This is a genomic window from Neorhodopirellula pilleata (genome assembly GCF_007859915.1).
Classification (GTDB): domain Bacteria; phylum Planctomycetota; class Planctomycetia; order Pirellulales; family Pirellulaceae; genus Rhodopirellula; species Rhodopirellula pilleata.
Genome location: NZ_SJPM01000006.1, coordinates 417,650 through 430,978 on the forward strand (window position 1 = coordinate 417,650; position 13,329 = coordinate 430,978).

A 13,329-nucleotide genomic window follows, 5' to 3' on the forward strand; every position below is an offset into this window, starting at 1 on the left:
GGAAATCAAACATCGTCAAAACACGCAGAGAGGGGGAAGTCGTGTAGGGGCAAATCAGGTCTGCCACCGTGGCAGACCTGTCATTGGGATTCGCGGCGAAGACGCCTTAATTTCGACTGTAGTGCTCGGAGCTGTTCAAGCTCGGCTTGTTGATTGGCGGTCAACGGTGTTCCTTCAGGGATAAACCGGCGCTCGAACACTCGTCCGCCAAGTCCCTGGAGCCGATTGTCGATCAAGCCCTCAAGCGTTCGCTGCTTCTGCTCGGGCGATACGTCGGTTACACGCACACCGGTCAAAAAATTGATCAGAGAAGCTGGCCCCGGTAGCGGTGTTTCGCCAAGTCGTTTGCGGGTGTCGGTCAACTGTCTCGCTCGTGAGATCGCGACTGAGGCAGGGCTGTTCGCGGCTAATTGTTCCATCCAAAGTGGAAGCTGTACGGGCTGATCAGATCCGACGACGTTGGCGACTAAGCGTCCGACCCCTGGGTCCATGTCTTCAAGTCTCCTGCCGCTTCCGTCGGCGCCTCGTTGATGGAACGATCGGCCGGTAAGCATCTCCAACGGCCCTTTAAGGATCGGATTCATTCGGCTCAGTGCCTCCATTCCTGCCGTCTGTGGATCCAAACCAAAGCTCAGCGGGTCCTCGTGCATCAGGCCAAAGCCCGTGATGTAGCGATCGGTTCCAGTTGGTGCATTTCCAATCATGGCTTCCAAGACTGGATTGCCGCTGATTGGGATCGGGGCGGTGTCACGAACGTGATCCGGCGCCAAGTCATCATTCCCGGCGCTAGTTGACGCTCGGATCGTTTGCGACAAGCGACCACCGGGACGCTCCATCAGCTCTTGGGCAATGCGTTTGGCGGTTCGACTGGTGAACGAGTAGAACGGCGCTATCCGACGCATCACCTGCCGTTCGAACGGCGAGAAATACTTGTTGCTGTAAAGCACCTGTGCGGCACCGACTCGCTTGGCCGCTTCAGCAGGGTCAACGCCCTTTCGCAAGAGGTGCAAGAATGGAGCGATACGGTTGAGGCCCTCTACGTAGTGCCCAATTTCCTCACCAGCTGCCGCCGGACCGAACCCGCTCGCCTCACGATCACCAACGCCGCGAACATCCAGAGGGTTGAAGTTCGTGCCCTCAGCTCGTCCGGTGGCTTTTCGACCGATGCTGCCAGCTGAAACCTTCGAGCTGCCGGGTCGCAATAACTCGGCTGTCACGTCGGTAACTTGCCCGCCGATGGGCGCCGTTTCGCCTGCAAGTGCAGTAGCGTTGGATTCGAACTTGCCCAGCACCTCATGTTTGAATGCTAGCTCTCCGAGGATCTTGGTGGCTTCTTCATCGGTCAGCTTCGCGGCTTGTCCAGCACGTCGAGTCCACTCGGCTTGGACTGCCGGAATCCTCGCGGCCTCTTTGATAACGCGACCCTTCAAGATTGTGTGAGCATCCTTCACGCTCGATGGATCGAACATCCCTAAAGTGAGATTATGAACTTGGCCGGAAAGCAGGTTGCGAACATGAAACGCGGGCCAGACACCGGTCCACATGGCTTTCGATAGGTTGGTCACATCATCGAGAACCGCGACCATTTCATTGACCGGTTCGGGGCCGGAAACTGCTTTCATGAAGGATCGCAGGTCATCGGCGTGCTCTTGACGGATCTCCATGCTGGCAAGATCGTCGGCATCCGGCATGGCCTCACGAAGTCTGGCAAGGAAACCTGTTTGTTCATCACCAACGACGAGCCCAGCTTTTTCGGCGAAGTCCTTCACGGTCACGCCTTTACCCGCCGGAAGCGTACCAGCGGGCGCAAGGATGCCCGGCTCGACAATCGCGTCACGAATAGTTCGAGCTCCCTGAATGGCCTGATCGAAGCTCGATCGACGCGCGTGATAATCCATCAGAGGTGCATTGCCGAAGACACCTGACTTGCGAGTCGCTGGCGACAAACTAGCAAACCATTCCGCAAGCTCTTCGTGCCTCCCTTCGAGGAGATCTGACGCAGCGTCTCCGCCGCGAGCACGGTAAAGAGCGGGTACCTGAGGATAGGCTCGTTGGATGTATTCGGCGATCGTGCTGATGTTTGATCCGCGTTCGATCAGCATCTCAAGCCGCTCGTCTTGGGCGATCGCTGACAACTGGGACGTTCCACCGGGAAGGTCCGCAAGAAAGCCCTTTCGGCTCATATCCACGTCACGCGGCTCGATTCGATTCGTTGGCTTGCCGCGTCCACCGGGGCGCCGTCGATTTTCGGTAACACGCCTCGGGAAATAGCTAACTTCCGAATCCGCAAACGGATCAAGCTTGACGCCCCATTGCTCCGCAAGCTGGGGCATTTGGTCGACATTCGCTTTCAATCGCTCGGCGACTTCGCGTTCCTTGCCTTGGAGGAAGTCCATAGGCAGCACACCCTCAAGCGACTCTCGCATGGCTGTGTTGCTCGCCCAATCCGTTGCGCCTGCGTCATCAAGCTGGCTCGCCATCTCGGCTAACTCACCGCGTGCCTTGGCATCGACGGCCTGCTTGGATCGGGCATGCTGTTTGGCGATCGCTTGACCGAACGGCGTGCGAGTTTCGTTGAGCGTGACGTCGAACAATCTCGTCGCCGCGTTGATGGGCTGAAGGTCTGTTCCGGGAACCTTCGCAAAACGAACCGCTTTGCCGGCGGAATCCAATGCCCGTGCCGCTCGTTGGCTTCGCTCTCCAGTGCCCAGCACAAAGCTCGGATCTCGAAAGGGCAAACCGATTCCAACCAGCCCGCCTAGAGCCTCGTTTGGATCCGCACCGCGGCGGATCAAATCGTTTGCCACCTTCGATGACTCGCCGCTGGCGTTCGAAAAGTCCCTGAGAGTCGTACTAACTCGGGCCTCACGCGTGCCAACGCTGCCGATTGCGGTACCAGCCTTTCGGGCGGCAACTTTCGCTGCATCGTCCATAAGCCCCGCGTTCTTTGCTGCCTGCCCTGCTTTACCGAGGGCACTGCCGCCGAACGTTAGGTACGTGAGTGGATCCAGGGCAACCTCGGCGCCGAACCCGCCGATCGCGTTTCCCCAGGTGTCGCGACGTCTCGCCATCCCGTACTCGCGAGCAAGTGCTCGCCCGGTCGTGCGGTTTTCGCTGGACGTTGGGGAGAGGACTTGGTCGAATGGATTCCGGCCAGCAAGCGTGTCGCGGACCATCGAGCCGGGAAGGTCAAGGACGTTACCCGCTGCCGACAGAGTACCAATCGATTTGTCACGCAAGCTGCCGATGACATTGTTCTCTGTCTCGGGCGACATCAACCCACTTGGCCGCGCTGCTCGTTTGCGGCGGCGTCGCTCACGAGCGATGCCTGGATCGATCAACTCCTGTATGTAGCTTTCCATCATGAATCCTTATCAACCCACTCAAGAATCGATCTCTCGCAAGTCTGTTGGTTTTTGGAGCGGGTTTTTATTTGCATCAGTTTTTTGGATATCTCTGCTTGGAGTCATCTGCCTTGTTGTTTGCGTTGGGATTCTAGGTAGTGATCCGCGGCTATTCCTTGAAGAACCCCGTCAGCAATCTCTCGCTCAGTAGCCGATTCCTAACGCATCATTGAGACGGTAGAACGGCCCGTATTTTCGGCGGATGGAAAAATCCGTTTCACCTCCCAGGGCGCTGGGAATCCAGGATTGGATTCGATCGATTCCGCGTGCGATGGCGCCAGGGAAATTCTCGGAGTAGTATCTTTCCGCTTGGTCTCGGCTTACCCCTTGCTGCAGGAGCGCTGCCATCAGGCTGGGACCGGATAGGCCCTGACCGTTCGTGAGTTCGCTCATGAGCATGTCCATTTGCTCGGGAGGCAGCTCTCCGGTCATCTGGTCTGGTTGAGGCCTGAACGGCAAAGGTGATAGATCGGGCCGTTCATCGGCTGGCGATTGCATTCCTAACGCCTCAAACAAATCGGCGGCTTGCTGCTGAACTATTGGATTCGGTGATGCCATGCCGATCTCCATAAGGTCCATTTGCTGCTGTCGCATCCGGTTTTCGGGATCGGCGATCACTTGAGCCTCTGCCCGTTGCCGTTCCGCTTGGGCCTCCGCTGACATGTAGCTCGCATCCGCCGACCGCTGCTGTGCCTCGGCTTGCTGTGTCCGAAAGCCTGTTTCGGCTTCCAATGCCCGGTCGCGGTACGAATTGTCGGCGGTCTGTCCCTGCTGTTCCAGTTGCAAGCGGCCAGTTCCGAGAGCCTCCTGCAAACTCTGAGCACGCCCCTTGAGCCCTAGCTCTGCCAACGTGGCAGAGTTCTGGGACTGCAAACGCCCCCGACCTTGGAGGGCTTCATTCAGGTTATTGATCGCCCCCATGGCGAGCGTTGGGTCTCGCCGCATCGCCTGCATGGCAATCGGGTTCATGAACGGATTGATGACTGGCACCTGATTCTGCGCGTCGATCCGTGCCTGACGTTGCTCGGCGAGTTGCTGCTGTCGCATTCCCCTCGCCTCGGTTCGGCGGGCACCGCGTCGATCACGGTACTCCTCGAACTTGGAACGAGACCCGGCATCACCAGGGCTTGGAAACAATCGATCCAGGCTCATGCCCTGAGTGACTCGTGCGTCCTGCGGAACTGATGGCATGACATGGTTCGCGTTTCTGGCGGCGTAGGCGGCGTCGATCGCTCCACTTCCCGCGCTCATCTGGGGGCCTGCGTTGTAGACCCCGTTGCGGGCGGTGATGTTGTACTGGTCAGTGCTTCCGATTGACCCGGCGGCACTTCGCGGCCCGGTGACTTGCTGCATCGAAGCAGACGCCTCGCCGGGAACCGCCGGCGGTGCGTTGCCCAGCGTCGATAACGCGGTCATCCGGTTGCGAATATCGCCGAACTGATTCAGCAATTGCTCGCGTGACGCTTGTGCTGGCGTCGCTTGTCGTCGCATCGGATTCGCGGCGAGAACGTTGGCAAGTCCGCCGGCTGCCATGGCGCGGCGGCGGTCCATTTCGGTTGGCGAAGGTTGCGGTACCGTCGTCCCAGGCTGGTCCTTTTGCATTTGCTGAATCTGACCGTTGAGCGTCTCGTTTAACGCTCCGTTCTTGCGAATCGGTTGGTTGCGCTGCGTGTGTTGGCTTAGTAACGATTCCATTTGCTTAAACCTCGGTGTCAGGTGGAAACTGTGCTGGGAATTTGCCCGCTCGAATCTCCTCGAACAGGTCATCTATTTGTTGTCGCGCGACACTGTGTTCAGGCGAGACCTTTTGCTTCATCTCGCTCTTCAGCAAGTGCATGCTGTTTCCGAAACGATTAAACAACTCCATCAGTTCGAGGGCCTGGGGGTCATCGTTCACCGATGGCTCGTCACTCGAATAATCTGCGAAAGCAACCATGACTAAGCCCCCAACGATTCAAGTTGGCGGGACGCTCGCGACTGATCGCGTTGGCGTTTGGCAGGCGAACGACTCGCCTGGACACTCGCGGCGACGGGGCTTTCTTCCGTCTTGCGGCGGATGTAATCGAGCACGTCTTTCGGCGTAGTGCATCGGCGACCACCGACCAAATAAGTCTGCATCCCATCTCGCATCCAACGTTGTCCGGTCGTTCGATCGCGCTCCAGTCCGGTCGCTGCTCGAATAGCATCGGTCAACGCCATCATCGGTTCGGTCTGTGTCATGTTCTCACCTCAATTCAAGGACAAGTATTGATTGCTTGAATTGTGGTGTCGTGTTGCAGGCGAATGCAAGGAAGCTAGCGACTCGTGAACGCATTTGGACGAAAGTTTTTCACCTGAAAATCTGCCCCAGCTGTAGTGCACCCAGATTCTCAAGATCGTCGAGGAACCACACACTGAACCAGAGAGTCCGAGATACCCTTGAACGCTTGAACCGCTTAGTCGGTGACGCCTTATTGAGTGTCGCCTGCTTCAATCGCTGAGCGAAGGAACGATGAAACCGGATTCGTTAGCGATATCGAAAGTGGAACAAGTTCTATCCGGCGACCAAGCGTGTCACGCCGGTCGGTAGCCACACGTCACCGTGATTTGAGAGGTGACTTGAGTACGCCACCGTGGCAGAGTCGAGAGTTGGCGGGAGGTGCTTGCTCTCTATTGAGGCTCCCGAATCATCTCGCTCTTGCATCCTCGAAAGCCGTGGCGCCAGTACCAATCCAAAAGCTGCGATTCAGTCATGTCGCTATCGGAACCCGCTTCAACTTCTAGAAACACCGTAACGCGAAAGTCGTCAGCGATGCGGCAGATATCGCGTAGCAGGGCACTCGCCTGCCCCAATGATCGAGATCGTGGGTTGGTGCGAATATTCATCAAATAAAGCCAGCCGTTTGACGGACGAATAGCCGCTCTGCAATCGCCACGCTCTGACACGTAGCAATGCCCCTTGGATTCAAAGCCCAATTCACAAAGCGTTTCTATCGTTTCAACAACAGGGTCGACGTAGTCAATCTCGAATGATGTTTGCACTGCTCAATCTCCATTGCAAAAACCCACCTCGCAGTCAGGTAGGAAGCGTCAGGCGGGCGACGCCGGCACGAGTGCCACTGCCACGAGGTGGGTCGGTTTGGATCTTTTAATTGATCGCCAATCGGTTACGTTGCCCAACTTCGACAACCGAAAACCGGCCTCGGTCGACTTCCTACGTCCAACCGCGGCTATATGGTTATCTCACCAGTGTTGCGTTTGACGGTTTCACCACGGGAGCGGAGCCGAAGTTGCCGGAATGTGTCGCCAGATCCGACTGCGGTTTGTCACGCGGTCTCGGGGGCCAATGTTCCTTCACCTCCGCGATTCAGGGGGCTGAGCAGGGACCAGTACCACCCTCCGTTTCTGGTTCTGGTGATTACCGCGCCCCCGACGCTGACTTCGCCGTCAGGATTTGCAGAGGTCGCCCGCGATCGCCGGCCGAAGACGCGTTATTCAGCGATTGGCGATCGCGATGCCCCATCACCAGACGCGAATCCCAGCTGCCGGTGTCGCGCGATCGATCGTCAGCGGATTCAGCGGCGAAGTACTCTGCTCGCTAAGCCCTTTTCATCGATCCTCGCCCTGCTTCGTGCTCGCTCGCTTCTTCGGAGGCTTGTACGCGACCACAAGCTTTCCGCCTGACGCGTGAGCAAGTGAAGCGAGCATCCCTAGCGAGAGCTTCACCGATCCATTTAGGGAGTTACAGACGCTCGTCGCCGGCATATTCGCTTTCTGGCCAATCTCGGCATGGGAACCGCTTAGGTGAGGACGGATTTCCTCGAGAATCGCGTTAAAATCAATACCGTACTCAGTTACGTCAATACGACGCTGCACCCGTTTCGTCGGGACTTCTTTGGGCATCTTGCTTCCTGCGTTGTTGGGCTTTGCGGATTCACTCTGCCACCGTGGCAGAGTCGACAATTTACAACGTATCGGCAGGCTCAAAAGAAAACAACTAGAAGCTAGTTGATTTCTTGCAGCGACATGGCTAAAATGTCGATATCCCAAGTGGCTAGTAATCTCTTGGGGTAAACGACGACCGTCACCGTATTCGGTCGAATCAGTTTTCTCTCCAACAATTTCTAGTTACGACTTACGGCGTGTCAGCTCGCCTTCGCTGCAACCACCCAAGTGATGATCCGCAGAGGCGGGAAGCAAGGGCGTTGGCGGTGCGTTGGAGCATCGTTACTACAGCGATGGCGAGCTCACGCGTGAGGTATTCAAGATGTGTGTTTCAACAACCTGCTCGGCCGTTGCAGTCCCTCAAACGGCAACCAATTTAATGACAGCGGATCGCGCGAAGATGCTCCTGGAAGCGTTCACGCGAGACTCGCTTGAAGTTTTCTTTGACGTAACCAGTGAGATGCTCGGAGAGCCGGGCACCGACGAGGAGTACGCTTACGACCCTAACCAAGATCCAGACCGAAGCAAAAAAATGATGATGACGCCAGCCCGCGCGAGAGCGATTCTAGATCCGTTCTCTCGTGAGGTTTTGGAAACCTTTAATCACGTGATTCCCGGCATTCTGTCAAACCCGGATTTCGATGCTGCCGGAGACTGGGACGATTAGCAAACGTGAGGCGGTCGATGGCATAAACATCGATCTATCTCGAAAACGAACCGCCAACCTCGTCGTCCGAACGGACCGCGAGGTTTTTCATTCCATCGCATGGATGCAAATACGATGAAGGACCAAGCCAAGAAACCGAATAAGCCCTATCCGGACTTCCCATTGTTTCCCCATCCTTGTGGTAAATGGGCCAAGAAGATTAAGGGTAAGACTTGCTACTTCGGCCATTGGGACAATCCACAAGGAGCTCTTCAGGAGTTCTATTCACGCAATCACGACACAGCCCCTGTCCAGCCCGAAATGAGATCGGAGCCGGATGACGACGCAACGCCACGCTTCGAAGATGATGGCCTGCTACGCCTCCAAGAAGCCTGTGACCTTTTCTTGAGCGCGAAGTTCCAGAAGTGCCAGTCGCTTGAGATCACGCAGGTGACCTACAAGGAATACGTCAAAACTTGCGAGCGAATACTCCGATTCTGGGATAGTCGCCGAGTCGTTGAGTCCTTGAAGCCCTCTGATTTCCTCGCCTACAAAACTGACCGACTGAAGACCTGCAACGTCCAGACGGTCGGAAACGAGATCACGCGGGTGAAAACCCTGTTGAAATGGCTCTGGGACTCTGAGTTGACAATTAAGATCGCAGTCGGCCCAGACTTCCGAAAACCATCTAGGAAGGTCATCCGTCGTCTTCGCAGGATCGAAGGAACCAAACTTTTCACCGCCGACCAAATCCATGCACTGCTCGCCGAATCAGGATCGGTACTTCGGGCTCAAATCTTTCTTGGAATCAATTGTGCGTTCGGTAACACGGACTGTCAGTCCATGCCGCAAAGCGTCATCGACAATGCAATCAAGGCCGAGTGGATCGACTACGCGAGAGTTAAGACTGAAGTCGATCGATGGTGTCCACTCTGGCCTGAAACCATCGCAGCCCTCAAAGAAGCAACAAGCGTACGCGACGCGGTTCTAGCGAGAACCAATTCCCGCTTTGGCGAATTCGCATTCCTACTCGCAAACGGCAATCGACTCGGGCTAGACAGCGTTCGAATTACAGAACGCTTCGCCGCGGCTCGAAAGAATGCATTTATCCAAAGAGGCGGTTTTTATTGGCTTCGTCATACGTTCGCCACCATCGCGGGTGCCACCACAGATCAAGTAGCCGTCAACTCAATCATGGGACACGTCGATGCAACAATGGCAGCGAACTATCGGCACCACATCAGCAATGAACGGCTTCTCGCGGTCACAAACAAAGTTCGCGATTGGCTGTTCGAATAGGTGTTCGCCAGCAGGCTGATTGGAAGTTGAAAACACCCTAAATTACCACGATGTTTCTGACTTGGCGTTCCCGATGGGGAATGTAAATACACATCTGGCCGCGATGGGGACCACCCGGGGACCGGGGGTACCCCCTCTTTTTCTCTTGCTCTGCCACGGTGGCAGACTTAAAGCCAAAGCCTACGGACCATGCATGAAGGTCCGTAGGCTCAGGCAGTCGTGAGCTCGGCTCGCTAGTCTTCTTGGCAGTCCGCGTCGTGGTGTTCAGACTCCCTTAGTATGTCGCGAAAGCCGGCAGCCCGCCGTGAATCGCTGAACATCACCGATCGCGATGATGTGACTTGTGTTGTTTGCCCGCTGTCGCTCCCTGTGCGGCCCGCCTCTGCGGCTTCGTTGGCTTGTCCGTCTCGCTTGCCAGTTCGGCCAGAGCGCAACGCAGGCAGACGGCCGCGCCCCTGGATTCGCTATACGCTGCGGACGCATCGCGGCACAAGTCGCATGGTCGGCGCTCGATTGGTTTTTTTCTTGGTGCCATGGATCAACCTACTCGCCGTGCTGCGTCGATCGCTTTTCGCCGGTCGCGTTCGGCATAGACCAACGTCGTTCGCAGGTCACTATGCCCCAATAGAATCTGCACGGCTTCCGGTTCCTCCGTCTTCCATGCGTCTGTCGCAAACGTGTGCCTAAGTTGGTTCGGGTTCCATCGGTGCTCTGCCTGCCATTTGCGAAGCTGCTTGATCTGCGATGGATTCAATCGTTCCAGCCTTGCCCGATCCGATTCGCCTTCCAGCCTTCCTAGCGGCGATGGAGCGGGAAACGCCATATCACAAGCCCGATGAATGGCTCGGCGGTAGCTGGCCGTTGTGTAGTGCTGTCCTGGTCGAACCTTGGGCGCTCGCTTCCTGTTAGTTCCAGGACGATCCCCGCACGAAAGTGGAGTTTTCCGGGCGGCATGCTGTGCGTCCCGTCGTTCCTTCTCGGCATCGACCGGGCGGAAACAATGCTCATCCCCAAACCGCATCAGATAGGGGCTAAGGATCGCTTGCCCCTGTGGACCAATGAAAAGCGTCCGAGACTTTCCGTGATGGGCGGTTTTGTGCTCGATCAATGTTGCTTCCCAAACGTCGCCCGTGCGATCGATCATCGCGGGGGTGAGGTTACACAATTCGCCCGGTCTCGACCCCACGACCATCTGTAATCGAATCATGTCGCTGACCACACTGGACAGGTGCGGCAATGTTTTGAGCACGACATCGGCAGGCACGGGCGGGACCGGCTTGCGTTCTGGGGCGTTGGTTCGGCCTCGCTTCAGTCGCTCGATCATCCCTAGGCTTTGGGCTACCGATGGCTCGATCAAGTTGCGAGACGCACCCCAGCGAAACACTCGCACCAACCTGTCCATGTTGCCGTTGATGTAGTCTCGACCGACCCCATCGTTAAGCAGAGCGGTGCGGATAACTTCAAACTGCTGGTACCCAAACCGACTCGCCTCAAGATCGCCGTAAACCAGTCGTGTGCGTTTGACGATGCGTTTGATCTTGTCAAACTCGGTTGCCGACTTGCCGTAGTGCTTCCTTGCCCACACGAGGTAGCTTGCGAATAGCTCGGTTAGGCTCAAATCAGCCCTAGCGTCCTGCCGAACGATAACGCCATCGTTGGCGATGAACTCGGCCACAAGCCGTTTGTATTCGGCTCGGGATTCCTTCGAGCCGTAGACGCCGAGATAGTACGTGTGTCCGCCCAGACGAACGCGGGCTTGATCGCGGCTAGAATCCTTACCGGAACTATGCCGGGAATACTTGGGAACTCGCATCGGTAACAGTCTCCAATCGGACCGTTTTGGACAGTCTGTCCAAAATCGATCAAAGGAAAAAGCCGTTCCGAGATCCACTCTCAGGGCAGTTTGGTATCGTTATTTGTTGGGAAATCGAAAAATGGGCGATACAGAATTCGAATCTGTGACCTCTGCCGTGTGAAAGCAGCGCTCTAACCAACTGAGCTAATCGCCCGAGACTCATTCAGCACGGGATGACTGTTTGAGTTTTATTCGGAACCCACTTGAAAAATAGCTGTTCTGGTCGCGGTAGGCAAGTCTTCGAGCGAAGGGTAATTTCGCCAACAAGCAAAATCACGTGGTAAACATTACCGAACTGCCAATTGGGGCGACGTCACGATGTCTTCCTGTTCGCTAAGGTTAGCGTTTTGCTTGAGAACGCGTCGACGACTCAGGTTGATTCAGTAACGCTAAACTATGAAGTTGCCTATGCAGTTGTGCGAGTCGAGCGTGGGTGCTATTTCATTGAAGAGGATCGCGATTTACCGTCAATTTGCGAGCCTTCAATACCTGCGAGTCGGGTTTCTAGATGATGACGTACCGGCCTAGGCGGTCCACAATAATTGGATGCCGGTGGCTACCATCACAACGACTAGGAAAACGAAAACCAAACGGCCTCCTTTATTGATCGCTAGTTTTGCACCGACGATTCCGCCGGTGACATTGCCGACAGCCATCACAAGTCCGGGGATCCAATCGATCATCCCGTAGACCGCGAAAATACTTGCGGCGGCGAGCGTAACGAGAAAGCCGATGCTGTTCTTGATTGCATTGGATGCGACCATGTCTTGCCGACACAAAAATCCCATCGCCATCAAAAGCAAGATCCCCATGCCCGCTTGGATGAATCCGACATAAACCCCGATCGCCAAGAAAACGGGAAATTGCCAACGCGACGACAATGCCGGTTTGCTGCCCGCGTCGATAAAGCGTTTGGGGTTGGCCAGCAGCAATCCCGCCATCGCCAACAACAAAATCCCGAACGCACTTTGAAAGGCTTCGGGAGGCAAATAGATTGCCAGCGACCCGCCCAGCGGCACACCGAGCAACGTGGGAACCGCCAGCCGAATCGTCGCCCGGCGGTCCCAATGACCGTCACGATGAAACGTGTAAGTCGCCGACGCGGTGGAAAACAGAATCGCGATTCGGTTGGTGGCGTTGGCCGTTTGCGGATCGAGCCCGAACCACATCAGCGCCGGCAGGGTTAAGAAAGATCCTCCGCCGGCGATCGTGTTAATCACCCCGGCGAGAAAACCAGCCAGGACAAGTGAAGCGTAAAGCGAAAATTCCCAAATCGTCACGCGCTACTTATCAAACCACTTCTTGATCGCGTGCAAGGTGGTCGCTCGTCCGGCGCGGGCGATCGACGTCGTCAACGGAATCTCTTTCGGGCAAACGGCGACGCAGTTTTGTGCGTTGCCGCACGCGGCAATGCCTCCGGGGCCGGTCAAAGCGTCGAGTCGTTCACCGGCGAGCGACTTGCCAGTCGGATGGTTGTTGAACAACATCGCCTGCGAGATCGCGTGCGGTCCGACGAAGCCGGCATCAAATTCCGCCTTCTTGCGTTCTTCGAATGCTTCATTGCTTTCGCCGTCTTTTTGCTTCGGCTCGATCTTGTTGTATTGCGGGCAGGCTTCCAAGCAACAACCGCAGCTCATGCATTGGCTCAGCGGATAGTTGCGTTCTTGGTCGTCTCGCAAAATCCGTTCGCCGGGGCCCATGTTGTAATAGCTGTCAACGGGCACCCAAGCTTTGACTCGCTCGAGGGCTCGGAAGAGACGTTGACGGTCGACCACCAAGTCGCGGACGACGGGAAACTTGGTCATCGGTTCGAGCACGATCTCGTCGGGGTTGTCGGCGAGCAGTCGGTCGACCAACGCCGAGCAGCTTTGGCGCACGCGGCCGTTGATCACCATCGTGCATGATCCGCAGACCTCTTCCAAACAACCACAATCCCACGCGACCGGCGGGACGCGTTTGCCGTCGGTGTTGGTGGCCTGGGCGGCGATCCGTTGCAGAACGCTGATGACGTTCATCTCGGGTTCGTACTTGATCTTGTGAAGTTCCCAGTACGGTTTTTCACCGGGCGCGTTTTGCCGCCGAACGCGAACGTTGATGAACTCGGGACGATTCTTGATCGAAGGTTCGAGAGCGATCATGGGTCAGTTTGGGTTGAGAATGTTGGTGGGTGATTGTTCGGTGGCCGGGCCGAAACTCTTGGC

The 13,329-nt window shown here is 56.4% G+C and carries 11 protein-coding genes and 1 tRNA gene; 2 read left to right on the forward strand and 10 right to left on the reverse strand.

Features of this window, described 5'->3' with window-relative positions; all coding sequences use genetic code 11:
• Positions 1 to 80 precede the first annotated feature (80 nt).
• The 6 genes from Pla100_RS16535 to Pla100_RS16560 all read right to left on the reverse strand — a co-directional run bounded on the left by Pla100_RS16535 (position 81) and on the right by Pla100_RS16560 (position 7,286).
• Positions 81 to 3,365: a hypothetical protein gene (locus tag Pla100_RS16535; RefSeq protein ID WP_146578774.1), complete on the reverse strand. Its 3,285-nt coding sequence runs from the start codon at positions 3,363 to 3,365 to the stop codon at positions 81 to 83.
• 183 nt (positions 3,366 to 3,548) lie between these two features.
• The gene (locus Pla100_RS16540) at positions 3,549 to 5,099 is read right to left on the reverse strand and encodes a hypothetical protein (RefSeq protein WP_146578775.1); all 1,551 of its coding nucleotides are present in this window, start codon (positions 5,097 to 5,099) and stop codon (positions 3,549 to 3,551) included.
• Positions 5,100 to 5,103: 4 nt separating this feature from the next.
• Entirely contained in the window at positions 5,104 to 5,301 is a 198-nt protein-coding gene (locus Pla100_RS16545; RefSeq protein WP_146578776.1) for a hypothetical protein, read from the reverse strand.
• Positions 5,302 to 5,342: 41 nt separating this feature from the next.
• The gene (locus tag Pla100_RS16550; protein ID WP_146578777.1) at positions 5,343 to 5,624 is read right to left on the reverse strand and encodes a DUF1580 domain-containing protein; all 282 of its coding nucleotides are present in this window, start codon (positions 5,622 to 5,624) and stop codon (positions 5,343 to 5,345) included.
• Positions 5,625 to 6,053: 429 nt separating this feature from the next.
• Positions 6,054 to 6,425, reverse strand: coding sequence for a hypothetical protein (locus Pla100_RS16555; protein ID WP_146578778.1), 372 nt, complete (start codon positions 6,423 to 6,425; stop codon positions 6,054 to 6,056).
• A gap of 567 nt (positions 6,426 to 6,992) precedes the next feature.
• Positions 6,993 to 7,286: a hypothetical protein gene (locus tag Pla100_RS16560; RefSeq protein WP_146578779.1), complete on the reverse strand. Its 294-nt coding sequence runs from the start codon at positions 7,284 to 7,286 to the stop codon at positions 6,993 to 6,995.
• Positions 7,287 to 7,728: 442 nt separating this feature from the next.
• On the opposite strand from Pla100_RS16560, the gene Pla100_RS16565 reads away from it, so the two are divergent.
• Complete coding sequence (locus Pla100_RS16565; RefSeq protein WP_146578780.1) at positions 7,729 to 7,995, forward strand: hypothetical protein; 267 nt, start codon at positions 7,729 to 7,731, stop codon at positions 7,993 to 7,995.
• Between the two features lie 114 nt (positions 7,996 to 8,109).
• Positions 8,110 to 9,273 carry a tyrosine-type recombinase/integrase gene (locus Pla100_RS16570; RefSeq protein ID WP_231603136.1) on the forward strand — a complete coding sequence of 388 codons (1,164 nt, stop codon included), beginning with the start codon at positions 8,110 to 8,112 and terminating at the stop codon, positions 9,271 to 9,273.
• 538 nt (positions 9,274 to 9,811) lie between these two features.
• On the opposite strand, the gene Pla100_RS16575 is transcribed toward Pla100_RS16570, so the two are convergent.
• The 4 genes from Pla100_RS16575 to sdhB all read right to left on the reverse strand — a co-directional run bounded on the left by Pla100_RS16575 (position 9,812) and on the right by sdhB (position 13,266).
• On the reverse strand, positions 9,812 to 11,086 hold the full coding sequence (locus tag Pla100_RS16575; protein ID WP_146578782.1) for a site-specific integrase: 1,275 nt from the start codon (positions 11,084 to 11,086) through the stop codon (positions 9,812 to 9,814).
• Positions 11,087 to 11,208: 122 nt separating this feature from the next.
• Positions 11,209 to 11,282, reverse strand: a tRNA-Val gene (locus tag Pla100_RS16580).
• Positions 11,283 to 11,652: 370 nt separating this feature from the next.
• A complete protein-coding gene (locus tag Pla100_RS16585) occupies positions 11,653 to 12,408 on the reverse strand; it encodes a sulfite exporter TauE/SafE family protein (protein WP_231603137.1) in 756 nt (251 codons plus the stop codon).
• A 3-nt stretch (positions 12,409 to 12,411) separates the two neighbouring features.
• Complete coding sequence (gene sdhB, locus Pla100_RS16590; protein ID WP_146578783.1) at positions 12,412 to 13,266, reverse strand: succinate dehydrogenase iron-sulfur subunit; 855 nt, start codon at positions 13,264 to 13,266, stop codon at positions 12,412 to 12,414.
• Positions 13,267 to 13,329 lie beyond the last annotated feature (63 nt).